This window comes from Rhodococcus sp. 27YEA6 (assembly GCF_044908235.1).
In the GTDB taxonomy this organism is placed as follows: Bacteria; Actinomycetota; Actinomycetes; order Mycobacteriales; family Mycobacteriaceae; genus Rhodococcus_F; species Rhodococcus_F qingshengii.
This window is the reverse complement of sequence record NZ_JBIYCY010000021.1, coordinates 23,761-46,496: the sequence shown is the minus strand read 5'-3', so window position 1 is coordinate 46,496 and position 22,736 is coordinate 23,761. Positions and strand designations below refer to the sequence as shown.

At 63.1% G+C, this 22,736-nt stretch carries 21 protein-coding genes; 7 read left to right on the top strand and 14 right to left on the bottom strand.

Features of this window, described 5'->3' with window-relative positions:
* Nucleotides 1-94: 94 nt before the first annotated feature.
* A complete protein-coding gene (locus tag ABH939_RS30170; RefSeq protein ID WP_007735219.1) occupies nucleotides 95-406 on the bottom strand; it encodes a helix-turn-helix transcriptional regulator in 312 nt (103 codons plus the stop codon).
* 91 nt (nucleotides 407-497) lie between these two features.
* Here ABH939_RS30170 and ABH939_RS30165 point away from each other — a divergent pair, with 91 nt between their 5' ends.
* Both ABH939_RS30165 and ABH939_RS30160 read left to right on the top strand, forming a co-directional pair.
* Complete coding sequence (locus tag ABH939_RS30165) at nucleotides 498-1,556, top strand: SDR family oxidoreductase (protein WP_007735220.1); 1,059 nt, start codon at nucleotides 498-500, stop codon at nucleotides 1,554-1,556.
* A 139-nt stretch (nucleotides 1,557-1,695) separates the two neighbouring features.
* Complete coding sequence (locus ABH939_RS30160) at nucleotides 1,696-2,994, top strand: T3SS (YopN, CesT) and YbjN peptide-binding chaperone 1 (protein WP_003946055.1); 1,299 nt, start codon at nucleotides 1,696-1,698, stop codon at nucleotides 2,992-2,994.
* A 24-nt stretch (nucleotides 2,995-3,018) separates the two neighbouring features.
* Here the strand turns inward: ABH939_RS30160 and ABH939_RS30155 are convergent, their stop codons facing one another.
* From ABH939_RS30155 to ABH939_RS30130, 6 genes are all read right to left on the bottom strand, one after another.
* Nucleotides 3,019-5,208, bottom strand: coding sequence for a transglycosylase domain-containing protein (locus tag ABH939_RS30155; RefSeq protein ID WP_404650610.1), 2,190 nt, complete (start codon nucleotides 5,206-5,208; stop codon nucleotides 3,019-3,021).
* Between the two features lie 112 nt (nucleotides 5,209-5,320).
* Nucleotides 5,321-5,530, bottom strand: coding sequence for a hypothetical protein (locus ABH939_RS30150; protein WP_019746112.1), 210 nt, complete (start codon nucleotides 5,528-5,530; stop codon nucleotides 5,321-5,323).
* A 22-nt stretch (nucleotides 5,531-5,552) separates the two neighbouring features.
* A complete protein-coding gene (locus tag ABH939_RS30145) occupies nucleotides 5,553-6,389 on the bottom strand; it encodes a carbohydrate ABC transporter permease (protein ID WP_003946046.1) in 837 nt (278 codons plus the stop codon).
* A complete protein-coding gene (locus tag ABH939_RS30140; RefSeq protein WP_007735224.1) occupies nucleotides 6,386-7,561 on the bottom strand; it encodes a carbohydrate ABC transporter permease in 1,176 nt (391 codons plus the stop codon). The genes ABH939_RS30145 and ABH939_RS30140 overlap by 4 nt, the downstream gene beginning before the upstream one ends.
* 20 nt (nucleotides 7,562-7,581) lie before the next feature.
* Complete coding sequence (locus tag ABH939_RS30135) at nucleotides 7,582-8,871, bottom strand: ABC transporter substrate-binding protein (RefSeq protein WP_007735225.1); 1,290 nt, start codon at nucleotides 8,869-8,871, stop codon at nucleotides 7,582-7,584.
* Between the two features lie 170 nt (nucleotides 8,872-9,041).
* On the bottom strand, nucleotides 9,042-10,115 hold the full coding sequence (locus ABH939_RS30130; RefSeq protein WP_003946073.1) for an ABC transporter ATP-binding protein: 1,074 nt from the start codon (nucleotides 10,113-10,115) through the stop codon (nucleotides 9,042-9,044).
* Between the two features lie 114 nt (nucleotides 10,116-10,229).
* Between ABH939_RS30130 and ABH939_RS30125 the strand changes: the two genes are divergently transcribed.
* The 3 genes from ABH939_RS30125 to ABH939_RS30115 are packed head-to-tail and all read left to right on the top strand — an operon-like array spanning nucleotide 10,230 to nucleotide 11,975.
* Nucleotides 10,230-11,054 (top strand): DUF2786 domain-containing protein, encoded by an 825-nt coding sequence (locus ABH939_RS30125; RefSeq protein ID WP_218680509.1) that lies wholly within the window; start codon nucleotides 10,230-10,232, stop codon nucleotides 11,052-11,054.
* Nucleotides 11,051-11,548, top strand: a complete 498-nt coding sequence (locus ABH939_RS30120) for a TIGR04338 family metallohydrolase (protein ID WP_218680510.1) — start codon at nucleotides 11,051-11,053, stop codon at nucleotides 11,546-11,548. The genes ABH939_RS30125 and ABH939_RS30120 overlap by 4 nt, the downstream gene beginning before the upstream one ends.
* Nucleotides 11,549-11,606: 58 nt before the next feature.
* Nucleotides 11,607-11,975 carry a helix-turn-helix domain-containing protein gene (locus tag ABH939_RS30115; protein ID WP_003946041.1) on the top strand — a complete coding sequence of 123 codons (369 nt, stop codon included), beginning with the start codon at nucleotides 11,607-11,609 and terminating at the stop codon, nucleotides 11,973-11,975.
* Here the strand turns inward: ABH939_RS30115 and ABH939_RS30110 are convergent, their stop codons facing one another.
* Both ABH939_RS30110 and ABH939_RS30105 read right to left on the bottom strand, forming a co-directional pair.
* Entirely contained in the window at nucleotides 11,976-12,563 is a 588-nt protein-coding gene (locus ABH939_RS30110; protein WP_003945993.1) for an ATP-dependent Clp protease proteolytic subunit, read from the bottom strand.
* Between the two features lie 4 nt (nucleotides 12,564-12,567).
* Nucleotides 12,568-13,176: a ClpP family protease gene (locus ABH939_RS30105; protein WP_007735229.1), complete on the bottom strand. Its 609-nt coding sequence runs from the start codon at nucleotides 13,174-13,176 to the stop codon at nucleotides 12,568-12,570.
* A gap of 296 nt (nucleotides 13,177-13,472) precedes the next feature.
* On the opposite strand from ABH939_RS30105, the gene ABH939_RS30100 reads away from it, so the two are divergent.
* Nucleotides 13,473-14,267 (top strand): LLM class F420-dependent oxidoreductase, encoded by a 795-nt coding sequence (locus ABH939_RS30100; protein WP_030537640.1) that lies wholly within the window; start codon nucleotides 13,473-13,475, stop codon nucleotides 14,265-14,267.
* On the opposite strand, the gene ABH939_RS30095 is transcribed toward ABH939_RS30100, so the two are convergent.
* From ABH939_RS30095 to ABH939_RS30085, 3 genes are read right to left on the bottom strand one after another with little or no spacing between them, the layout of a single operon-like run.
* Nucleotides 14,189-15,418: a CaiB/BaiF CoA-transferase family protein gene (locus tag ABH939_RS30095; protein WP_065351658.1), complete on the bottom strand. Its 1,230-nt coding sequence runs from the start codon at nucleotides 15,416-15,418 to the stop codon at nucleotides 14,189-14,191. The genes ABH939_RS30100 and ABH939_RS30095 overlap by 79 nt on opposite strands.
* Nucleotides 15,415-17,130: an acyl-CoA dehydrogenase family protein gene (locus ABH939_RS30090; protein ID WP_260646937.1), complete on the bottom strand. Its 1,716-nt coding sequence runs from the start codon at nucleotides 17,128-17,130 to the stop codon at nucleotides 15,415-15,417. Before ABH939_RS30090 ends, ABH939_RS30095 begins: the two co-directional genes overlap by 4 nt.
* Nucleotides 17,130-18,500, bottom strand: coding sequence for an MFS transporter (locus tag ABH939_RS30085; RefSeq protein WP_218696009.1), 1,371 nt, complete (start codon nucleotides 18,498-18,500; stop codon nucleotides 17,130-17,132). Before ABH939_RS30085 ends, ABH939_RS30090 begins: the two co-directional genes overlap by 1 nt.
* A 146-nt stretch (nucleotides 18,501-18,646) precedes the next feature.
* On the opposite strand from ABH939_RS30085, the gene ABH939_RS30080 reads away from it, so the two are divergent.
* Nucleotides 18,647-19,525, top strand: a complete 879-nt coding sequence (locus ABH939_RS30080) for a LysR family transcriptional regulator (protein ID WP_030537644.1) — start codon at nucleotides 18,647-18,649, stop codon at nucleotides 19,523-19,525.
* On the opposite strand, the gene ABH939_RS30075 is transcribed toward ABH939_RS30080, so the two are convergent.
* Both ABH939_RS30075 and ABH939_RS30070 read right to left on the bottom strand, forming a co-directional pair.
* The gene (locus tag ABH939_RS30075) at nucleotides 19,522-21,213 is read right to left on the bottom strand and encodes an acyl-CoA dehydrogenase family protein (protein WP_260646938.1); all 1,692 of its coding nucleotides are present in this window, start codon (nucleotides 21,211-21,213) and stop codon (nucleotides 19,522-19,524) included. The two genes, ABH939_RS30080 and ABH939_RS30075, sit on opposite strands and share 4 nt — an antisense overlap.
* 10 nt (nucleotides 21,214-21,223) lie before the next feature.
* Entirely contained in the window at nucleotides 21,224-22,729 is a 1,506-nt protein-coding gene (locus tag ABH939_RS30070; protein ID WP_404650608.1) for a class I adenylate-forming enzyme family protein, read from the bottom strand.
* Nucleotides 22,730-22,736 lie beyond the last annotated feature (7 nt).

Genomic DNA, 22,736 nt, shown 5'->3' with positions numbered 1-22,736 from the left:
AGAAACGACCACAATGCACATACCGACGGCGCCGGCGATGTGAGGTTTTGCCACAACGTTGGCGGCCCCGGAGGGATCGGTCAGGTGCTGGTACCTACAAACCCTGCCTGATGAATGCAGCAAGCTTCTCGATCTGTTGCTCGTTTCGTTTGTAATGCCGCCACTGACCGATTCGTGTGGTGGTCACCAGATCCGCGGCCTGGAGTGCGGCCATGTACTGAGACGCCGTCGATTGCGACACCTTCGCCCTCGCTTGAATGTGCTTGAGGCACACTCCGACCTCCTCGGCAGGCTCGAGCTGAGGGGGAAAGCTCCCGGGGTCTTTCAACCACTGCAGGATTTGCACACGCATCGGGTTGGCCAGCGCCTTGAACGCCGTTTCCCACTCGGTTGTTGCGTCTTCCATGTTCGTGAGCATACCGCTAGATCGCGAAATGCCGATATGTGTGGTTCACTCCCTATATCGCAACATCGCGATATACCAATGGGAGGCTGAAATGGTGCAGCACGACAAAGTGGCACTCGTGGTCGGAGCCCGAGGCGTGATCGGTGGGAACTTGATCGATCACCTCGAGTCGACCGGAGAATGGAAGATCATCGGACTCTCGCGGCGAGGCGGTACGGACACCGACCGGGTCGAACACATCGCAGTCGACCTGCTCGATCCTTACCGGACTGCAGCGGCACTGAGCGGACTGGGCGACGTCACTCACGTCTTCTACGCCGCCTATCAAGACCGCCCGACATGGGCCGAGCTGGTTCCGCCCAACTTGGCGATGCTGGTCAACACTCTCGACGCCATCGAGCCCGTTGCGGGCGGACTCGAGCACGTCAGCCTGATGCAGGGCTACAAGGTTTACGGGGCACACCTCGGACCGTTCAAAACTCCGGCCCGCGAGAGCGATCCACCGCACATGCCACCCGAGTTCAACGTCGACCAACAGCAGTTCCTCGAACGCAGGCAGCTCGGCAAGTCGTGGACATGGTCGGCGATCAGACCCTCGGTCGTCTCCGGATTCGCACTGGGTAACCCGATGAACCTCGCGATGGTCATCGCCGTCTACGCGACCATCTCGAAGAAACTGGGTGTCCCACTCCGATTCCCCGGCAAACCCGGCGCGTACACCAGCTTGATCGAGATGACCGACGCCGGACTCCTGGCCGAAGCGACGGTCTGGGCCGCGACCAACCCCGAGTGCGCAAATCAGGCGTTCAACATCAACAACGGCGACCTGTTCCGCTGGCAGGAGATGTGGCCGAAGATCGCAGCCTTCTTCGACATGGACGTCGCACCTCCGCTCCCGATGTCCCTCGATGTCGCAATGGCGGACAAGGAGTCGGTGTGGGATGAACTCGTCGAGGAACACCACCTTGCTCGGACCCCGTATTCCGATGTCTCGTCCTGGGGGTTCGGTGACTTCGTATTCGGATGGGACTACGACTTTTTCGCTGACGGATCGAAAGCTCGTCGGTTCGGATTTCACCGCCACGTCGACACCGAAGCGATGTTCCTCGACATCTTCGCCAATCTGCAGGCTCGGAAGATAATCCCCTGACTGAAACACGGTCACCCGGATCCTACGAACACTGTCACTGTCGGACCCCACGACTAACGTCGTAGGCGGGGTTTGAAAAGCAGGGGTTTCGGCGAGTCGTCGGTAGGGCCCCATGCGCCCCCGGACCAGAGGAGCGACGATGTCGGACAATACTTTCGATCTGGAAATCCTGAGTGCCTGGACTACTTTCGAGACTCATCTCGCTCGCTACATCTCCGTGATGGAGGACGACGACACCCTCGTGGTGGAGTCGCATTACGACAGCATGGACGAACTGGCCGACGCGCCCGCGTGCATCCAGTTCTTCGCATGGAACCAGACCTCCGTGCGCTGTGAAGTTCCTTCCAACAGGTTTCTGCATCCACTGCGGATGCTCGAACCGGAAGACCATTCAGCGCTGCTCGACATGGGGTTCAACGCTCCCGATCTGTGCGAGCACGAACCCGAGGGCAATGGGTCCATGTCCTTCTACATCGACGTCGACCGCGCTCGTCCCGAGGAACTGGTGACAAAGGTGTTGCGCGTCTTCCGTGAAATGTGGAGCATTGCGCACCCGTCGTTCCTGCGTGCCAGCACCAGTGGGCGCGAGTCGACGCCGGCGTTCGCCACGACGCCGTCTCACGCTCCCTCGGGTTCGGGCGACATGCTGCGGATCCTGGTCGACGGGGCCGTCGAGCGCCTTCTCGGTCATCCGCCCAAGCGTGACGACGACGGCGACATCCCGCTGGTCCGCGGTGAGCAGGTCACCTATGTTCGTGTCCTCGAGGACGACGAGTACGTAGAGGTGTTCTCGCGGGTCGTGCATTCGGTGGAGAACCTCGAGAACGCTGCTGTAATTCTTGCTCAGCTCAATCGGCAATGGCCGACCATCAAGCTCATTCTCGTCGAGCAGAGTGTGCTGGGCGTGGTCCGCGTGGACGGCGCACCCTTCGTCGCCGAGCACCTGCTGCGGGCTCTGCGCTCGTTCGCCGAACTGGCCGAAGCATCCGACGAACTCGCCGAAGAACTGGGCGGGCAACCCATCCGCGCAACCGGAGACACCGCCTTCAACGACGGCATGGCCTCCGAGCACGAAGATCCCGGTGCCGAATACGAGTCACACGAGTGCCACGAATTTCCGCCGGCTCTCATGGCGCTCCTCGAACTCGACGCAGACGGAACGGGCGAGCTCAGCGCCGAAGAGGTTGCCGTGATCTGTGAGCACGACCGCGACACCATTCTCGACTACCTGCGGATCAGCCAGGAGCAGGAGACTGCCTGGCACGAGGCGTTGACCGAGTCCATCCGCCGCAAGGACGACGACACCGACCTGTGTGCGGGCGAGAAGCGCGCGTGGACGCACGCGATCCGCAACCTCAGGCGCGGACTGCGCGTCGTCGTACTGCCCGCCAAGGATGCAGCGCCCACCCAACTCGGTCTCTTCGACGACCAGGCCTGAGAACCGGAAATCGGGCGCTGTTTGTCAGCCTGGTAGTGGGATGACGATGCCCGGCAGGATCTCGATCTGACGCGGCAACTGGGGGAGCGGCGGTACTTCGATCGGCGGTAGGCCGGGCACCTCGATGGGCGCCGGGGGAGCGACCGCGCCCGTCGTGGGCGTGCCCGTCCCGTCCCCCGAGGTCACGCCGGAGTTCGCGGGAACGCCGGCCTGCCCGCCGATGGGGTCCGGCCACGGGAAGCTCTCCCAGTCGGATCCCTTCAGCGCGCCGTCCATCGTGCTCTTCCAGATGTCCGCAGGCACTCCGGAGCCGTAGATCAAACCACCGTAGGAGTTGGTGATGGCCTGAGCGTCGGAAGTTCCGATCCACACCGCGGTGGACAGCGACGGCGTGTAACCGACCATCCACGCATCCTTGTTCTGGCCCGTGTCACCCAACTGCGCGGTACCGGTCTTGGCTGCAGACGGGCGTCCACCGGCAAGCGCGTGACCGTTCGAGTACGACGCGATCGGGAGCATTGCCTGCGTGACGTTGTCGGCAACGGCAGCATCGAGACGACGCTCACCGGGAGAGACCGGGCGATCGAGCAGGACTTCACCTTCGGCCGTCACGACCTTCTGGATGAAGTGCGGCTGCTGGTACACACCGGAATTGGCGAGCGTCGCGTAAGCGGACGCCATGTCGATAACGCGAGACTGATACTGGCCGAGCACGATTCCGTTCTCCGGCGGACCACCCTCCTGTGTGAGCGTCGGGTAGTCGAGTCCGGGAATGTGCTCGGGGATGCCGGCCAGGTGGGCGGCGTCGGCGATCTTCTGGGGACCGCTCTCCATCGAGAGCATCAACCGGTAGAAGCTGGTGTTCAGCGAACGCTTGAGTGCCTCGGCGATGGTGCATCGACCACAGGATTCGCCGCCGACGTTTCCGATGGTCACGCCGTTGATCGTGAGCGGTGAACTGTCGAACCGTGCGGACAGCGGAATGTCTTCCATCAATGCTGCGACCAGACCGAAGACCTTGAACGCTGAACCGGTCTGCAGCGGCGCCTGGGCGTAGTCGAAGCCGGCTCCGTCGTCACCGCCGTAATAGGCGTCGACGCCACCGGTCTTGGGGTCGATGGACACTACTGCGGTCCGCAGGTCTTCCGGCTCGCCCTCGAGATTCCGCCTGACGGCGTTCAGCGCAGCTTCCTGCGCAACCGGGTCGATGGTCGTCGTGATCTGCAGACCAGCGGTGTTCAGCGTCTGATCGCTGATACCGGCCTCGGCCAGTTCCTTGAGTACCTGGGTCTTGATGTGGCCTTCGGGTCCTGGCGCCTGGTTCAGATCGGTCGGCCGATTGGCGGGGGCGACGACCGGGAACTGCATCGCGTCGCGATCCGTCTTGGTCAGGCTGCCCAGTTCCACCATGCCGTTGAGAACGTAGTCCCAGCGCGCTTGCAGCGCGGACAGATTGGTCTCGGGGTCCAGGAACGACGGGCTCTGGATGACGGACGCGAGAACTGCGCCTTCCTCGACGCTCAGCTCACTGACCGGCTTGTCGAAGTACGCGTTCGACGCGGCGGCGATGCCGTACGCACCGCGACCGAAGTAGATGGTGTTGAGATACGCGGCAAGAATGTCGTCCTTGGACCATTCGCGCGCCATCTTGGCGGAGATGACGAGCTCACGCAGCTTCCTGTCGATACTGCGCTTGTCACCGACCAAGACGTTCTTCACGTATTGCTGAGTGATCGTCGAGCCACCGCCGGCGCTTTCCTTGCCCATCACGTTGTCGCGGGCAGCGCGAGCAAATCCGGAGATCGAGAACCCGGGGTTGGTGTAGAAGTTGCGATCCTCCGCCGAGAGCACCGAATCGCGGACGTGAATCGGGATGGCCGACAACGCGACCTCGGTCCGGTTTCCCTCCGGCGGCACTACCTTGCCGAGCACGGTCGTGCCGTCGGCCATGTAGATGGTGGACACCTGATTGGTCTGCATGTCAGAGGGGCGCGGGACGTCGGTCCGGCTGTACGCGACAGCAAAAACCGACGCGGGCACGATGACCATCAGGAGCACGAGCACGTAGATGGTCCGCCGGACGTACCGCCACTTCGAGCGCTGCTTTTTCGCGGGCTTGGTCGACTTGTTCGACCGGGGCGAATTAGCCGACTTGCCCGATCGAGCCGACGACTGATCGCCACCCGTCGCACTCGATCTGTTCGATGGACTCACTCAACACTCCCGGTCGTGGATCCGGACTTACCGGCACCATTCCACCAGGGTGATATCTCGATCAGATAACTCCCGGCAACTGCGATACCGAAATGTCACCCTACCGGGCTGGCTACTCGCGACGTTCTGCTCGGACCGCGTTCCGATATCCGCGGAACGCGAGCCCGAGAGCGACGACGCAACCGAGCAGCACCAAAGACGGCATCACGCCGGGGTCTCCCTTGACGATCGCGACCACAGCGCCGATCAACGCCATGAGGGCGAAGACCGAGATGAAGCCGGCAATCAGCTCCATACGCTGGGCGCGCGAAGCCCGCCTCATCGAAACCGTGCGCAAGCGCGCATCACGACTTGACGCCGCCTGCGGTCAGACCGGCGATGATGCGTCGCTGGAAGATGAGAACCATGATGACCAGCGGGACCATCACGAGGGTTCCGCCGGCCATGATCGAGGTGTACGGCGTGACGAATGGGTCCGTTCCGGAGAACTTGGCCATCGCCACGGTGACGGGTGCGGTCTTGTCACTCGAGAGTTGGAGCGAGAGCAGGTACTCGTTGACCGTTGCGATGAAGGCGAGGATCGCGGTGGTGAACAGTGCCGGCGCGGCGAGCGGAAGCATGATCAGACGGAAGGCCTGGCCACGGGTGGCGCCGTCAATACGCGCCGCCTCCTCGAGCTCCCACGGAAGCTCGGAGAAGAACGACGTCAGCGTATAGACCGTCAGCGGCAGCACGAACGAGATGTTCGGGATGATCAGCGCTTTGTAGCTGCCGATCCAGCCGATGTCGGTGAACAACTGGAACAGCGGGGTCACGAGGGCGACGACCGGAAACATGGACGCGCCGAGGATGATTCCGGTGACGAAGTATTTGCCACGGAAATCGAAACGCGAGAGCGCGTACGCCGTGAACACGCCGATGACCAAGGCGATCAGCGTGGTCGCGCCCGCGATGATGAGGCTGTTCATCAGTGCACGGGTGAAGTTCACCTTCGCGTCGGGATCGAGCGCCGCGGTGAAGTTGGACAGCGTGAGATTGGTGGGCCACAGCGACGTCGAGAACGTGTCCGCGGGGTCGCGCAGCGCCGTCACGATCATCCAGTAGCAGGGAGCGAGTCCCCACACGATGATCAGTACGACGCCGATGTAGGTGCCGATCTTGCCGCGTAGTGCCTTGTTCATACCGGCTCCCCCTTCCGCTGCTTTTCCTGCGTGCTGACCGCATTGGCTCCGAGGAATCGGACCAGGATGAAGGCCACAGCGAAGATGATGAGGAACGTGATGGTGGACAGTGCCGACGCCGAATTGGCGCCGACGCGCATCTGATCGACCACCAGAACCGAGATGGTCGAGGTGGCCGGGTTGGATCCCATCATGATCGCGGGCAGGTCGTACATCCGCAGAGCGTCCATCGTGCGGAAGAGCACCGCCACCATGAGTGCGGGCTTGACCAGCGGAAGCGTGATCATGCGGAACCGCTGCCACGCCGTCGCACCGTCGACCTTGGCGGCCTCGTAGACGTCGGCGGGAATCATCTGAAGACCCGCGAGGATCAGCAACGCCATGAACGGCGCGGTCTTCCAGACGTCGGCGACGACGATCGCGAATCGCGCCGGCCAGGGGTCCGCCGTCCACAGGATGTTGGTGCCGAGGATCTTGTTGGCAATGCCGTCGTTGGCGAAGATGAAGAACCAGAGCTTCGCGGTGACGGCGGTGGGGATGGCCCAGGGAATCAGCACGGAAGCGCGGAGCAAACCGCGTCCGCGGAACGTCTTGGCCATGATCAACGCCATCGACAGACCGATCACCGTCTCGAGCAGGACGGTGACGACGGTGAAGCCGAACGTATTTCCGATCGACTGCCAGAACTGCGATCCGAGTGTGCCGGGCGGGCACGGAATCGAGCCGTTGGCGGTGTTGCAGGACTGGGTGATCCAGTTCTTGTAGTTGTCGAACCACGTGAACTGACCGGTGACGAACATGCCGGTCTCGGGATCGAGCTTCTTGCCGTCGCTGTGCATCGACATCCAGATCGCTCGTCCGAGCGGATACAGAATGATGACGGCGAGAACGATCAGCGACGGTGCGACGAACGCCCACACCGGAACTCGTCGACGCTTCTTCGGCTTGTCGGCCGACGCAGGCGGGGGCGAGGTCGGCGGGGGTGGAGTAGCTGCAAGGTCAGGCAGAACCTTGGTCAGGGATGTCCCTGCTGCCTCGGATGCCGACGGCTCTTCTAGCGGTTCCGGTGCACGGTGTCTCCCACCAACGCCCGAACGGTCGGGACCGGTTGAACCGGCCCCGACCGTGGGGTTGGTAGGCACAGCCGCGGAAGGATCCTGCGGTTCTGCCATTGCTTATTGCTCCTGGTAGATCAGTTACCGGCGGTTTCGATGCCGGCCTTGGTGTCCGCCAAAGCCTGCTCGACGGTCTTCTCGCCGCGAATAGCAGCGTAGGTGTTGTCGGAGATCGACTTCGACACCTGCGTGTAGTACGGCGTGACGGGGCGCGGCTGAGCGGTGGCGAGTGCTTCCTTCAGGGTCGCGAAGTACGGGAACTGAGCGAGCACTGCCGGATCGTCGTAGACAGCCGAGAGGACGGGTGCGCCGCCGACCTCGGTGAAGTACGTCTGCGACTTCTTGGTCTGCATGAACTCGAGGAAGTCACGAGCCGTGGCGGGTGCGTCCGAGTACGCGCTGATGCCGACGTTGTAGCCGCCGACGGTCGAAGCGCCCGGTCCGTCGACACCCGGAAGAACGGTGTAGCCGTACTTGCCGGCAACCGAGGTCTTCTCACCGTCGACCGAGAAGCCGGACCACGTGCGCATGAAGAGTGCCTTGCCGTCGCCGAACGCGGTCTGCGACTCGCCCTCGGAGTAGGTCAGCGCTTCCTGCGGGATCGTGTTGTCGGCGAAGTTGTCGACGATCGACTGAACGCCTGCCTTCGTCTTGTCGTCGATGGCCGGGGTGAGTCCGTCCGGGCCGACCCACGGTCCGTCGAAGGCGTTGGTGATCTCGGTGGTGTTGACCGTCAGGCCCTCGTAGTTCTTGAACTGACCGATGTAGCAGGAGATGCCGGCTTCGACAGCCTTCGGGCAGTTTTCCTTGAGCTCGGCCCACGTGGTGGGGGCCTTCTCGACGAGGTCCTTGCGGTAGTACAGGAACGCTGCGTTGGTGTTCTTCGGCGCTGCGTAGAGCTTGCCGTTGTAGGTGCCCGAAGCGACGGTCGACGGCAGGAGGCCGGACTCGTCGATCGCGAGGTCACCCTCGAGCGGCAGCAGCCAACCGTTTGCGGCGAACTGGGCGGTGTTGACGACGTCGACGCCGATGAGGTCGTACTCGTCGCTCTTGGCCTGCATGCGCTGGGTGATGTCGTCGACCTGCGCGTTGGCTTCCTTCGCCAGCGGCTTGAGCGTGACCTTCTCGTCCGGATGCTCGGCATTCCAGTCGGAGATGATGTTTTCGAGCGCCTCGTTCAGGGCATCCTGCCCCTCGACGATCGTGATGGGTCCGCGGCCTTCGCTCGAGGACGATCCCCCGGATGCGGCCGTGGTGCTGGTTCCGCTGTCCTTGTCCGAATCGGACGAGCAGCCTGCCAGTACCAGCATGGACGCTGCCGTGGCTGCAATTGCAGCGCGGCGCATCGCCTTCGAGTTCAGAACCATGGATTCGCTCCCCGTATGTGTATGACAAATAGACGGTCACCGAGAGCCGGCTCACGGCATGCGCCATGGGTGCCGGCTCCCGGCATCGGCCCCTACTGTGGCACGAGACACCCCTACTTGTGGGTATTACGCCGAACCTGAATCGGTCATGTGTCGTTTGACAGGTCCGCCTAACCCAGGCGACGCCCGTCGGTGGTGGCAAAAATGTGCACCTTCTCAGGGTCGACGCGCAGGTTGACTCGCTCGCCCTTCTGCGGCGGGTTGCGCCAGTCACCACGCGAAACGATCTGCTGCAACCGTCCGCCGATCGTGGTGCGTCCGTAGACGTAGGCGTCGGAACCGAGTTCCTCGACGACGTCGACCTCCATCGGCAGGCCTTCGGCGGCGATCTCGAGGTGCTCGGGGCGAATACCCAGAACAACCTCGGTTTCGACGACACCGTTCATCGTCTCGCGCGGAACGGGAACGATCCCGTCACCGAATGCGACGCCGCCGTCGACGACGGGGAGGGTGAACAGGTTCATCGCGGGTGAACCCATGAAGCCGGCAACGAAGACGTTCTTCGGCTTGTTGTAGAGCTCACGCGGCGAGGCGCACTGCTGCAGGATTCCCTTTTCGAGGACGGCGACGCGGTCACCCATCGTCATGGCCTCGACCTGGTCGTGGGTCACGTAGACCATCGTCGTCGCGAGGCGTCGTTGCAGCTGAGCGATCTGCGTGCGCGTCTGAACACGGAGTTTCGCGTCGAGGTTCGAGAGGGGCTCGTCCATGAGGAAAACCTGCGGCTGGCGGACGATGGCGCGGCCCATCGCCACTCGCTGACGCTGGCCACCGGACAGCGCCTTGGGCTTGCGGTCGAGGTACGGCTCGAGATCGAGCATCTTCGCGACCTCTTCGACGCGGGCGCGGATCTCCGTCTTGTTGGTTCCGGCGAGCTTGAGCGCAAAACCCATGTTCTCGGCCACCGACATGTGCGGGTACAGCGCGTAGTTCTGGAAGACCATCGCGATGTCGCGCTCTTTCGGTTCCTGACCGGTGACGTCGCGGTCGCCGATGAGGATGCGCCCGCTGTGGACGTCTTCGAGCCCGGCGAGCATGCGCAGGGTGGTCGACTTTCCGCAGCCGGATGGTCCGACGAGGACGAGGAACTCGCCGTCCTCGATCTCGAGGTCGAGCTTGTCCACTGCCGGGGTGTTCGATCCGGGGAACAGGCAGGTGGTGCTCTCGAAAGTCACTGAAGCCATGACGGGGTTGATCCCTTCTACCGGCAGGAACGTGCCGGACGATCCAAGTCGAGGGTGAGCGTGTGCGCTAGCAGCATAAACGTCCGTGTCGGCGCCCGAGCGTAGTCTTTCACGGTGAGTTCGGAGAAGATGCTGACCCGCATCGGTGCGCTGCTTCGCCAAGCGGAGTCCACCGACAATCCACACGAAGGTGAAGCCTTCATGGCTGCCGCTCAGCGGTTGGCCACCAGTTCCGCGATCGACCTGGCGGTCGCGCGTGCGCATACCGCGTCTTCGGAAAAGCGTGCGACGCCCACTCAACGGCTCATCACCATCGGCGAACCGGGCAAGCGCGGACTGCGAACGTACGCCCAGTTGTTCATCGCGATCGCCGCTGCCAACGACGTGCAATGCGACATCGCGCAGACGTCGGCCGTAATTTATGCCTACGGCTTCGCCGGCGACATCGACGTGTGCGAGGCCCTGTATTCGAGCCTGCTCTTCCAGATGGTGCGTGACTCCGATGCGTACGTGCGTTCCGGGGCGTACCGCGGCGAAACGTCCGTGCGGACCGTCGTCGAAACTCGTGGACGACGACGCGTCAGCACGCAGGTCCGCAAGCCGGTGGCCGGAGTGACGGCGCGCTTGAACTTCCAGATGGCGTACGCGTCCCGCATCGGCGCTCGGTTGGCCGAGACGAAGCAGGAGACGGAGAGGACCGCGATCGCAGAATCTGCCACGTCGTCTTCCGAAACCGCACTCGTGCTGCGTAACAAGGAAATCGAGCTGAAGGACTACTACTCGTCCAACTCCAAAGCGCGTGGGACGTGGCGGGGCGGCGGCCGCGCAAGCGCCGGGCATTCCTCGCATGCTCGACGAGCGGGTGATCGGGCTGCGCGCTCCGCACGTCTGGGGAACCTTCCGGAGATCGGCGGGGTGCGCGGGCAGCTGGACTCGTGAGGGATACGCAGCGGAGCGCCGTCTACGAGGCAGAGACGTTGGTGCGCACCATGTTCGATCGCGCCGACCAGCGTGGACTTCGGAGCGTCGAAGTCATGGGTTCCACCATCACCTTGCCGGTCGAGCGCAAATTCGGTTCCGTGGAGTCGGTCCAGGCGTACTGCGATCAGCTACTCGGGCTGAATTGGGTACGGGAGACCTGGACTCGCGCAACCATTCCGGTGTCCGTACGCTCCCGCGGCGGCAATGCCGCCGCTCACTACTCGAACGACGTCATCGCCGTCCCGGACGACCGTGACGGCCGGTGGGCGCTACGCGAACTCGTTGTCTTGCACGAACTTGCGCACCACCTCGGCGACCCCGCCTCCGACGAGGCTTCCCACGGTCCCGAGTTCGTCGACCGCTACACGAGCCTTGTCGGCGAGATCATCGGACCCGAGGCGGCCTTCGTTCTTCGAGCGATGTTTCTTGCCGGTGGTGTTCGAACGGACTAGATGTCAGCCCTCGGCGAACCCGGTGGTGTCCGTACCGGTCGGCTGGAATACTCGGCCTATGGATGCGCCGCGCAGACTGGTCCTGGTCAAGGGTGAGTCGGAACTCCCCGATCCGGCTGTTGCCGTGCGCAAACCCCCACTGATTCGTGAAGCCTACGGACGAGTGCTGCGGGAGGTTCGACGCGATCAGGACCGAACTCTCGACGACGTAGCCGCAAAGGTCGGGATGTCGAAGCAATACCTCTCCGAGATCGAACGGGGCAAGAAGGAACCGTCGTCGGAAATTCTGCGCGCAATCTGCGAAGCGCTCGGGATGCCGCTCGAGCACCTGCTGTTCCGAGCGGGCAACCGGATCGTTGCGCTCAACTCCCTCACCTTCGGGCACTCTCCCGCACCGATCTCGGGTCCCGTCTTGATGGCGGCCTAGTCAGTTCCCTTCGATGAGGGTGTCGGCCAGCCCGTAGGAAATTGCGTCGTCGGCGGTGAAGATCCTGTCGCGATCGGTGTCCTTACGGAGCCGCTCGACGCTCTGACCGGTGTGCTTACTCAGAATCGCCTCGGTCTGCTCCCGGATTCTCAGGATCTCGGCTGCTTGAAGCGCGAGGTCCGAGATGGTGCCACTACCTTGCGTCGACGGTTGGTGCAGCAGCACCCGCGAATGGGCAAGAACATGCCGATGGCCTGGAGTGCCGGCGGCCAGAAGCACTGCAGCAGCCGAAGCCGCTTGACCCATGCAGTACGTGGAAATCGTCGGTTTCAAGAACTGCATGGTGTCGTAGATCGCGAGCATCGCCGTGGTGGAACCGCCGGGAGAGTTTATGTACAAACCGATTTCGCGATCCGGGTTGTCGGCTTGCAGATGCAGCATCTGAGCCATCACGACGTTGGCGACGCCGTCGTCGATCTCTGTGCCGAGAAAGACGATGCGCTCGTTGAGCAGCCTGCTGAAGATGTCGAAAGATCGCTCACCCGTTGGTGTTCGCTCGATGACACTGGGAATCGTGTACTGGGACATGACGTCACAATCCGATCTTGGGGAAGGTAGCTTGCGGTGCTATCTCGGCGAAGGACGTCACGACGCGGTCGACGATTCCGTACTCGCGCGCCTGCTCGGCGGTGAACCAGCGATCCCGATCGCTGTCGGTCTCGATCTCTTCGACGGTCCGGCCCGTTTCGGCGGCGAGGATTTCCTGCGATTGACGCTTCATCAGCTCGAGGCTCTCGGCCTGGATCGCAATGTCCACCGCAGTGCCACCGATACCTGCCGAAGGTTGGTGCATCATGATGCGGCTGTGCGCCAGGCTGATTCGCTTGCCGTGGGTGCCGGAGCAGAGAAGCACCTGGCCCATGCTGGCGGCGAAGCCCATCGCGACCGTCACGACGTCGTTGGGGATGAGCTTCATAGTGTCGTAGATGGCCAGACCGGCAAACACCGATCCGCCAGGTGAATTGATGTAGAGCACGACGTCGCGCTTGGGGTCGGTGGTGGCGAGAAGCACCAGTTCCGAACACACACGTTCGGCCATGGCGTCGTTGACCTCGCCGGTGAGCAGAATGGTTCGCTGTCGGAAGAGCCTGTCTGTCAACAGGTCACGGTAGCCGGTATCGGTGGGCGCTTCAGTAGTCATGAATCCATTCCTACCGGCGCGGCAGTGCCGCGGCCCCGCTTGTCTGCTGTGGGCAGACCACCCCTATTGTTACCCGCCCCCTGTTGCCTGCCCCCCCTTTTGTCTGCCCCCCCTTGACTGCCCCCTGTTTGAGCGAACGGCACGTTCAGTCGATCTAAGGCGCCGAAAGTACCGTTCGCTCGAAAAGGGGTGGGCACAAGATCGGGCAAACCCGTCACCGACGGCGGCGGTAGCGGTACCGCGCACACCCGGCCATGATGGGAGAAGACAACCATTCCTCTCGTCAGGAGCGTGGCATGACTCGTCCGGTACGCATCGGTGTTCAACTCCAACCCCAGCACGCACCCGATTACGGGTTGATACGCGACGCCGTCTTGCGGTCCGAGGACGCCGGGGTGGACATCGTCTTCAACTGGGACCACTTCTACCCGTTGACCGGCGATCCCGACGGCGCACACTTCGAATGCTGGACCATGCTCGGCGCCTGGGCCGAGCAGACCGAACGCGTCGAGATCGGCGCCCTGGTCACCGGTGGTGGCTACCGCAATCCGGATCTGCTGGCCGACATGGCGCGAACCGTCGACCACATCAGCGGTGGGCGCCTGATCCTCGGTATCGGTGCCGGCTGGTTCGAGAAGGACTACGACCAGTTCGGATACGACTTCGGCACTCCCGGTTCACGGCTGAAACTGCTTGGCGAATACCTCCCCCGCATCACGGGCCGCCTGGCGAAGGGCAACCCGCCGCCGACGCGCAACATCCCGGTCCTCATCGGCGGTGGCGGCGAGAAGAAGACCCTGCGCTTGGTCGCCGAGTACGCCGACGTCTGGCACAGCTTCGGCGACCGTGAGACACACCTGCGCAAGTCAGACATCCTCTCCGACCACTGCGCCGACGTGGGCCGGAACCCGCTGGAAGTAGAGCACTCGGTTCCGTGGCCTGGGCTCGAAAATGCAGCCGACCTGGTCGCCGACGGTGTCTCGCTCTTCACCGTCGGCGTCAGCGGACCGGACTACGACCTCACGACGCTTGCCGAGGCCATCGGTTGGCGCGACGACAACACACCGCCTGCGTTGAGCGGGCTGGCCTGAGCGGTACCAAGGACTTCGTCGTTGTCGGCGCCGAGAACGGGCGGCGCCGACGTCAGACGTGGCCTCTGGCCGGAGAAGTTGACCGGGAAGGCCACTTGCTTCAACGGTCCGAGCGTCGGATGGTCGACGGTTCCGACCATGCCGAGCGCGGCAGTGTGGGGATCGGAGTAGATCTCGTCGAGATGCCGGATCGGTGAGACCGGTACGGCGCGTTCGGCGAGAAGAGCGCACCAGTGTTCGACGGTCTCCGATGCGAAGGCGCTGGTGAGTTCTCGTTCCAGACTCTCGCGGTTCTCCACCCTGTCGCGGTTGTGGGCAAAACGCGGATCGGTGACCAGTTCACTCCTTCCGATGGCCTCGCACAGCGACGCCCACATCGCGTCGTTGCCGACAGCGACGACGAAGTACCCGTCGCTGGCAGGAAATGCTTGATACGGAGCAAGATTCGGATGACCGGAGCCCAACGCAGTCGGGCGCTCACCGGTGGCGAAGTAACTGGTCGCCCAGTTCACGTGCATCGCGAGTTGGCACTCGTACAGCGACGTGGTCACGTACTGTCCGCGTCCGGTCCGGCCTCGTTCGACCAACGCGGCCAGGACACCGACCAGTCCGAACAGCGCTGCGCCCAAGTCTCCCAACGCAAACCCCGATTTCATCGGAGCACCACCCTGTTCACCGGTGAGCGACATGAGCCCACCCGCGGCCTGCGCGATCATGTCGTACCCCGGTTCGTCGCGCAGCGGTCCTTCCTCACCGAAGGCAGAGATGTGCAGGGTGATCAGATGCGGATATCGCTCGGACAGTGCCTGGTAGTCGAAGATCTTCTGTAATCCGCTGCCCGGCTTGAAGTTCTCCACGACTACATCGGTCTCTTCGAGCATGCGGTGGATGATCTCCTGTCCTTCGGTGGACTTGAGGTCGATCGTGACCGACTTCTTACCGCGGTTGATCGCGAGGTAGTAGGCGGCATCTACCCCGACGAAGGGAGGCCCCCACGAACGCGTGGGGTCGCCGCCTTCAGGGTGTTCGATCTTGGTGACGTCGGCTCCGAGATCGGCAAGCGACATGGTTGCGTACGGCCCGGCAAGGATCTTCGACAGATCGAGCACGCGGACACCGGCCAAGGGTGTGGGTCCTGTTGGAGAATTCACCGATGACCTCCTGCTACGGAGAGGAACTCGGCTATGACGTCACGTGCATCATCCAGCTCGACCTCACCGCCGTCGGTGATCACGTCGAGATTGCCGAGTGCAGCCGACGGCACCTTCCCGGCAAGACCGGCCAGGTAGGAATTAGCCACCAGCAGTGACCGGTACCCATTACCGTGTCGGATGCCGTGATCCGCAAGATCGAAAAGCAGGGTCGCCATGACGGCACGAGCCAACTCGTCGGCATACTTTGCGCTGGCGGCCTGGGCGGCATCGTCAGATCCGGAGATCAGACGATCTCCTTCCTCTACCAGTTCCTCCCAGCGCCGCAACAGAACTCCGGCACCGGCTTCGCAATCCGGTCCGACGGTGGACAGGATGTCCGTCATCGCTCCCGCGACGGTGCGGTGCGAGTTGAACTTGCGTAGGCACCGAAGTACGTCCAGCGCAATGACATTGCTCGACCCTTCCCAGATCGATCCGAGGTGAGCGTCCCGGACGAGCCGCGCGTTGACCCATTCCTCGATGTACCCGTTTCCTCCGCGGACCTCCATGGCCTCGCCGGTGACCACCCGCGCGCGTTTGCAGACAAAGTGTTTGGCGATCGGCGTCAGTACCCTGATCAGCGCGCGCGCCTGTTCGTCCCCTCCGTCTGCAGCCTGAAGACACTGTGCGCTGTACGCGACCAGGGCCAGCGAAGCCTCGGCATCGAGTGCAAGGGGAAGAAGTGTCGCCCGCATCAGCGGCTGGTCGAAGAGCCTCTTACCGAACACGACTCGGCTCTTCGAATGTTCGACGGCTTCACGGACTGCTCGGCGCATGAGAGCGCTCGAACGCATCGCATTGGAGAGGCGAGACGTGTTGACCATCTCCGCCATCTGGCGGAACCCTCGATCGAGTTCACCGACCTGGAGTGCGTGCGCGCGGTTCAGCGTCACCTCGCCGCTCGGCATGGAACGCGTACCCAGCTTGTCCTTGAGACGATCGATCGTGAGGTTGTTGCGCTCGCCGGATCGCAAGGTCTTGGGCACCATGAACATTCCGACTCCACGCGTCGAACCATCCTGTCCGCCCGGGAATCTTGCGAGGGTGATGATCACATCGGCATCCGGGTTGGAGGCGAACCACTTCTTGCCCGTCAGAACCCATCCGTCACCGTCGCGCTCGGCGCGTGTTTCGGTGCAGGCGATGTCGGTGCCTGCCTGAATCTCGGTCATGAACATCGCACCCGTCTTCGCCTGATCGGGGTCCGTCGACGTCAACGCGTCGATCCAGGGCGAGAACACGGCCGGATCACCGAACATACGCAGGGTCCGCGCAGCAGCATCTGTCATCGACACCGGGCAGGCCAGCCCGAACTCGGCCTGCACGAAGATGTACGACGCGAGGTACTTCGCGAGTGGCGGATGCACGGAGTCCCATCCGTGCAACCCTTTTCGGTGCGACATGGCGGACAGGCCGTACTCGTTGTACGCCGCCCGGCACAGTTCCAGGTAGGCCGGGTGATAGGAAATCCGGTCGACGCGGTCACCGGCCTTGTCGAATTGCTGCAGCACCGGCGGGTTCTTGTCTGCAATGTCGGCAAGCTCGGACAAACGGCCGGCGGCATCTCGGCCCAGTCGGTCGAGCAATCCGTTCAACGTCTCTCGGTCCGCCCCGGCGGTCCATCTGTCCACTACCGCTGCCAGAGCGGGGTCGGTGTGTGCAAAGTTCATCAGTGGTCAACGCCTTTCAGGGTGGAAGCATCGGTCATGTTCGAGGAGCTCGTCGAATCCGGCCCTTGCGCGTGCAGCGCACTCCTGCGCAACAAAGCCGTCATACAGACAAGGGAGAGAACGACATACACGAGCCCTAGAGCTACGACCGGCCAGATCGAGTTGGTTCGCGTCAGCAGATACTGGCTGACCATCGGGGCCGTTCCGGCAAATACGGCGGTCGACAATTGGTACGACAGAGAGATGCCGGTATACCGAACATTGGTGGGGAAAACCTGCGCCAGGATGCCGGCCAACGCGGCGTAATACATTGCGTGAGGCGCCGTCGCGAGGACCATCCCCAGAATCGCCAAGGGCACGGAGCCCGTCTGAACCAGCACGAACATCAGTGGTAGGAGCACGATCTCCGGAAGCAGCATCCAACGGACCGCTTTCGACGGATCGATCCGCGTGGCCAGCACAGCGCCGAAAGGCTGTACGAGCGCCTGGGCTACCAGTGCCACGGTGATCACGAGGAGGAAGTCACTGCGCTCGAAGCCGAGATCCGTTGTCGCCCAGGAGAGCGCAAAGGTTGTCTTGACGTACGTGATGGCAACACCGGCAACCACAGCGCCGACGCCGAGAGCAAGTTCGACGGGATGCGAACGCAACACTTCGACCAGCGGCATCCGTGTACGTTCCTGTGCCGCAACAGCCTTCTTCATCTCGGGTGTCTCGGAGATGTGCAGTCGGATGTAGAGAGCGACGATCACCAAAGCTGCGGATCCGAGGAACGGCAGACGCCAACCCCACGACTCGAACACGGAATCCGACATCAACGTCAGGCCGAGGAAGGCCAGCGTCGCGAGCAGGTTGCCGACCGGTGAACCCTGCTGCGCAAACGCACCGTAGAGCACCTTTCTCTTCGGGGGAGCGAACTCTGTGGCGATCAATACGGCGCCACCCCATTCGCCGCCCATGGCAATGCCCTGGAGAACACGCAGTGCCACAAGCAGTATCGGTGCCCAGATCCCGATCTGGGAGTACGTAGGGAGGAGGCCGACACCGACGGTTCCCAACCCCATGAGCGCGAGGGTGATGATCACGGCGTTCTTGCGACCGAACTTGTCTCCGAAATGACCGAACACCACTCCGCCGACCGGACGAGCCACGAATCCCACGGCAAAAGTCGCGAAGGCTGCGAGTGTCCCCACCGCCGGCGACGCATCCGGGAAGAACAGCGGGCCGAGCACCAAGGCGGATGCGGTTCCGTAGATGTAGAAGTCGAACCATTCGATGGTCGTTCCGACAAACGCCGTGATTCCGGCCTTGCGTGCCTGTTTGGTGTTGTATTCAGGCGGATTGGTGTCTTGACCTGGGTTTTGATCCACGGTTCTCCCTGATTCTCGCGTCGGGCATCACCAAGGGATGCAATGTGAGGCGTGAATCACTATCGTCCGAAATCCATGTAGAGTCCAAGACTTAGTTCGACTCATTTATGTGGGAGAACCACATAATGAAGACCGGGAGGAGCGACATGGAATTGCGTCAGCTGCGCGCGTTTCTCGCAGTCGCCGACGAACTTCATTTCGGCCGGGCCGCCGAGCGACTCCACATCGGGCAGTCCCCGCTCAGCCAGACCATTCGGGCGCTCGAGCGCGAACTCGGCACCGACCTGTTCGTCCGGACCACCAGATCAGTGCAACTGACCGCAGCCGGCGAAGCCTTGGTCACGCCCGCACGAATCATCGAAGCGCAGATCGCCGTGGTACGAGAAATCGCATCGGCCGCGTCGACTGGCGAGACGGGCCGTGTCACAGTGGGTTTCGGCGGAACAGGCGGCTACACCGTCCTATCGGCCCTCACACGGTCCTTGGCCGACTCCCATCCGGGAATCGAACTGGAACTACGGCCGCAGATGTACTCGGGTGAGGTGCTCGACGCTCTCCGACGCGGAGCACTGGACATGGGCATAGTCGGCCTGCCCATTCCGCGCGGATTCGAGACTCACACTGTGCGGGAGGAAACCTTGATGGTCGCGGTTCCGGCCAGGCATCACCTCGGTACGCATGACTCGGTGTCACCGGAAGACCTGGCAACCGAACGATTCGTGATGTATCCCGCCGAGCACGGCTCGGTGGTGCGCGATGCAACGTTGTCCGTTTGCGCCACAGCAGGTTTCACGCCCACCATCGCACACGAAGCCCCCGATCCGTACAGCCTGTTGGCCATGGTCGGAGCGGGGGTCGGGATCGCCGTCGTCGTGGAGTCGACGGCGCATCTGTCCATGGACGGGGTCGTGTACCTGCCGATCGCCGGGGCCACGCCCACGCTGAAAATCGCGATGGCATGGCGACCCAACAATCCGACGCCGGCAGTACACACCGTCACCAGGGTACTGAGGGAGCAGCCTTAGGCTCTCGCGAGAATTCCGGCGAAATCTGTTCCCACAGGCAGAGTTCCGTACTCGTGACCACGGTCGGCGCTGAGGCGAGCGGCAATGAACGCATCGGACGAGGCGGCCGGGGAGTGGCGCACCATGAGCGAAGCCTGCAGTGCCAACGCCATAGCCTCGACGACGGTCCGAGCGCGGAGTTGAGCGTCGGCAGGTGCCATCGTGGCGAGCTCACCGAGTTGGCGTCGTACCCGATCGAGGTGCTGATCGAGGACCGGGTTGTTGCCGCGGGCGAGGTTGATCTCGTGGTCGAAGGCGGCAACGGAGTCGGGTTCACGGGTCATCGCGCGCAGGACGTCGAGCGCGATGACGTTGCCCGACCCCTCCCACACGGCCATGACGGGCTGCTCACGGTAGCGACGGGCAAGCGGGAAGTCCTCGGTGTAACCGTTGCCGCCCAGGCACTCGAGGGCTTCGTAGGAGTGGTGCGGGCCGCGCTTGCAGATCCAGTACTTCGCAACAGCCGTCGCGAGTCGGCGGAACGCCTTTTCCTGCTCATTCGCGTCCTCGTCCTGCGCACGGGCCAATCGCAGTGCGGTGATGGTCGCGGCTTCGGATTCGAGAGCCAGATCGGCAAGCACCGAGGTCATCGCCGGCTGATCTGCCAGGACGGCACCGAAAGCGCTGCGGTGCCGTGCGTGCCACACCGCTTCGGCGACCGACTGACGCATACCTGCCGTGCTGCCGAGGATGCAGTCGAGTCGCGTCTGGGACACCATTTCGATGATGGTCCGCACGCCACGTCCCGGTTCGCCGATCATGGTGCCGACGGTGCCGTCGAGCTCGATCTCGGACGACGCGTTGGACTTGTTGCCCAGCTTGTTCTTCAGACGCTGGATGCGGAAGACGTTGCGTGTGCCGTCGGGCAGGATGCGGGGGAGAAGGAAGCAGGAAAGTCCCTCGCCGGCAGCACCTTCGGCCTGAGCGAGAACCAGGAAGGCGTCGGACATCGGCGCGGAGCAGAACCACTTGTGTCCGGTGAGGAGGTAGTCCGCACCCGGGCCGCCACGTCCGGCCGGCTTGGCGATGGTCGTGTTGGCTCGCACGTCGGAGCCACCCTGCTTTTCCGTCATCGACATTCCGAAGATCGCGGATGCCTTTCCGGGAGCATCCAACTCGGGGGTGTAACTCCGAGAAAGGGCACGCGGGGTCCAGATGGCGGCTACATCGGGTTGCAGCTCGAGCGAGGGGATCACAGCGTGCGTCATGGAGATCGGGCACGCGTGGCCCGGTTCGACCTGGGAGAAGAGCATGAATGCCGCGGCCCGAGCCACGTTGGCACCCGGCTTCGGGTCAGCCCAGGCAGAGGTGTGAGCACCGTGCGCAACGGCGGCAGAGATGATCCGGTGATACGACGGATGGTATTCGACCTCGTCGATGCGGTTTCCCCAGCGATCGAAGGTCTTCAATTCGGGGATCACCGTGTTGGCCAGCTCGGCGTCGTGCTGGAACCCGGCACTGCCGACCAGTTCACCGATATCGGTGAGTTCACTGGTGGCCCAATCGGCGTCGTGACGCGCGACGCCTTCGGCTAGGACCGTATCGAGCAGGAACTCGTTGACGTCCGTGCGCGGTACCGACTGGTTGAGCACTGCATGGGTGCGATGCGGAGCCGGGTGGGTGACGGTCTTCTCGGAAATATCAGTCATGACAGGCCTTTCAGCTCGCTGCGCGGATGAGGTGCTTCTGGATCTTGCCGGTCGGTGTACGCGGAAGAATCGTCGCGAACACCACTTCACGCGGAATCTTGTAGCGCGCCAACTTGTCCGAGAGGTAGTCCTTGATGTCGTCGGCGCTGATGACATCCGGTTCACGCCAGACGACGTGCGCGACGACGGTCTCGCCCCATTCTTCGTTGGGTTTTCCGACAACGGCGACGTCGACGACGTCCGGGTGGCCGGAGATCACGTCCTCGACCTCCTTGGAGTAGACGTTCTCGCCGCCCGTGATGATCATGTCCTTCGCGCGGTCGACGATGAAGAGGTAACCGTCCGCATCCTTGCGCGCCAGATCGCCGGTGCGATACCAACCGCCGTCGGCAAAAGCAGCCTTCGTGGCAGCGGGGTCGTCGAGGTACCCCTGCATGACGGTGTCGGCGCGCAGCCAGATCTCACCGATCTGATCGGGCTCCGCGTCGGTGCCGTCATCGGCAACCAGGCGCAGGTCGACGCCGGCCAGCGCGACGCGGCCGATCGAGCCCGCCTTGCTCAACTGCTCTTCGGGGTACAGCACGGTGCCCACTGGCCCGGTCTCGGTCATGCCGTAGACCTGCCGGAATTCGGTGGTGCCGTACGACTCCACCAGTCGCCGAGCGACATCCGCGCCGATCGGTCCCCCGCCGTACAACCACGCACGAACGCTTCCGAGGTTGTAGTCGGCAAAGTTCGGCACGAGGTTGAGTGCAGTGGTGTAGATGACCGGCGGGCCGAAGCAGAGGGTAATGCGTTGTTCCTGAACTGTTTCCAGGAATTTGACGGGATGGTACTCGCGCAGCAGCACGACGGTTCCGCCCATGTAGAGCATGGACATGAACCAGTTGTTGAGCGGGGAAGCGTGCCAGATCGGGACGGCCATGAGCAGTCGCTCGTCCCGAGTCGTCGACACGGCGAGGGCCGCGGTGACGGCAACACCGACGACGTTGCGGTGGCTGTGGACGCAGCCCTTGGGCGAGCCGGTAGTCCCCGAGGTGTAGAGGATTTCGGCCGGATCGTTCTCGTCGATGTCGATACCGTCAACGCCGTCCTGGCGGGTGATGGCGTCGTCGAAGAAGTCGAAACCGTCTGCGACAGAGTCCGTGCTGATCAGCTTGGCCGTTGTCTCCAGTCGACCGACAACCGGCGCCAACTCACCGTCGAAGACGCACACCGACACCTTCGCGTGTCCCAGCACGTAGGCAACTTCCGGAGTCTGCATCTTGTGGTTGATGGGGACCACGACGGCGCCCAAGCGCCAGGCACCGAGCATCGCGTACACGAATCCCGGAGTGTTGTAACACATCAGCGCGACGCGGTCGCCCGGCTGCACGCCCAGCGACTGCAAATAGCCTGCGGCGCGTCGACTTCCGTCCTGAACCTGGGAGTACGTGTGATCGTGACCGTCGAATATCAGGAAGGGTTTGTCCGGGGTCTTGGTGACGTTGCTGTCGAATACGCGAACGATATTCATCGAAGTC

Bases quoted from the DNA above. Each gene is read 5' to 3' on its own strand.
- ABH939_RS30090 (WP_260646937.1), bottom strand. From the start codon at position 17,130: ATGAACTTTGCACACACCGACCCCGCTCTGGCAGCGGTAGTGGACAGA.
- ABH939_RS30140 (WP_007735224.1), bottom strand. From the start codon at position 7,561: ATGGCAGAACCGCAGGATCCTTCCGCGGCTGTGCCTACCAACCCCACG.
- ABH939_RS30130 (WP_003946073.1), bottom strand. From the start codon at position 10,115: ATGGCTTCAGTGACTTTCGAGAGCACCACCTGCCTGTTCCCCGGATCG.
- ABH939_RS30115 (WP_003946041.1), top strand. From the start codon at position 11,607: ATGGATGCGCCGCGCAGACTGGTCCTGGTCAAGGGTGAGTCGGAACTC.
- ABH939_RS30165 (WP_007735220.1), top strand. From the start codon at position 498: ATGGTGCAGCACGACAAAGTGGCACTCGTGGTCGGAGCCCGAGGCGTG.
- ABH939_RS30145 (WP_003946046.1), bottom strand. From the start codon at position 6,389: ATGAACAAGGCACTACGCGGCAAGATCGGCACCTACATCGGCGTCGTA.
- ABH939_RS30070 (WP_404650608.1), bottom strand. From the start codon at position 22,729: ATGAATATCGTTCGCGTATTCGACAGCAACGTCACCAAGACCCCGGAC.
- ABH939_RS30150 (WP_019746112.1), bottom strand. From the start codon at position 5,530: ATGAGGCGGGCTTCGCGCGCCCAGCGTATGGAGCTGATTGCCGGCTTC.
- ABH939_RS30100 (WP_030537640.1), top strand. From the start codon at position 13,473: ATGACTCGTCCGGTACGCATCGGTGTTCAACTCCAACCCCAGCACGCA.
- ABH939_RS30170 (WP_007735219.1), bottom strand. From the start codon at position 406: ATGGAAGACGCAACAACCGAGTGGGAAACGGCGTTCAAGGCGCTGGCC.
- ABH939_RS30135 (WP_007735225.1), bottom strand. From the start codon at position 8,871: ATGGTTCTGAACTCGAAGGCGATGCGCCGCGCTGCAATTGCAGCCACG.
- ABH939_RS30110 (WP_003945993.1), bottom strand. From the start codon at position 12,563: ATGTCCCAGTACACGATTCCCAGTGTCATCGAGCGAACACCAACGGGT.
- ABH939_RS30075 (WP_260646938.1), bottom strand. From the start codon at position 21,213: ATGACTGATATTTCCGAGAAGACCGTCACCCACCCGGCTCCGCATCGC.
- ABH939_RS30105 (WP_007735229.1), bottom strand. From the start codon at position 13,176: ATGACTACTGAAGCGCCCACCGATACCGGCTACCGTGACCTGTTGACA.
- ABH939_RS30080 (WP_030537644.1), top strand. From the start codon at position 18,647: ATGGAATTGCGTCAGCTGCGCGCGTTTCTCGCAGTCGCCGACGAACTT.
- ABH939_RS30160 (WP_003946055.1), top strand. From the start codon at position 1,696: ATGTCGGACAATACTTTCGATCTGGAAATCCTGAGTGCCTGGACTACT.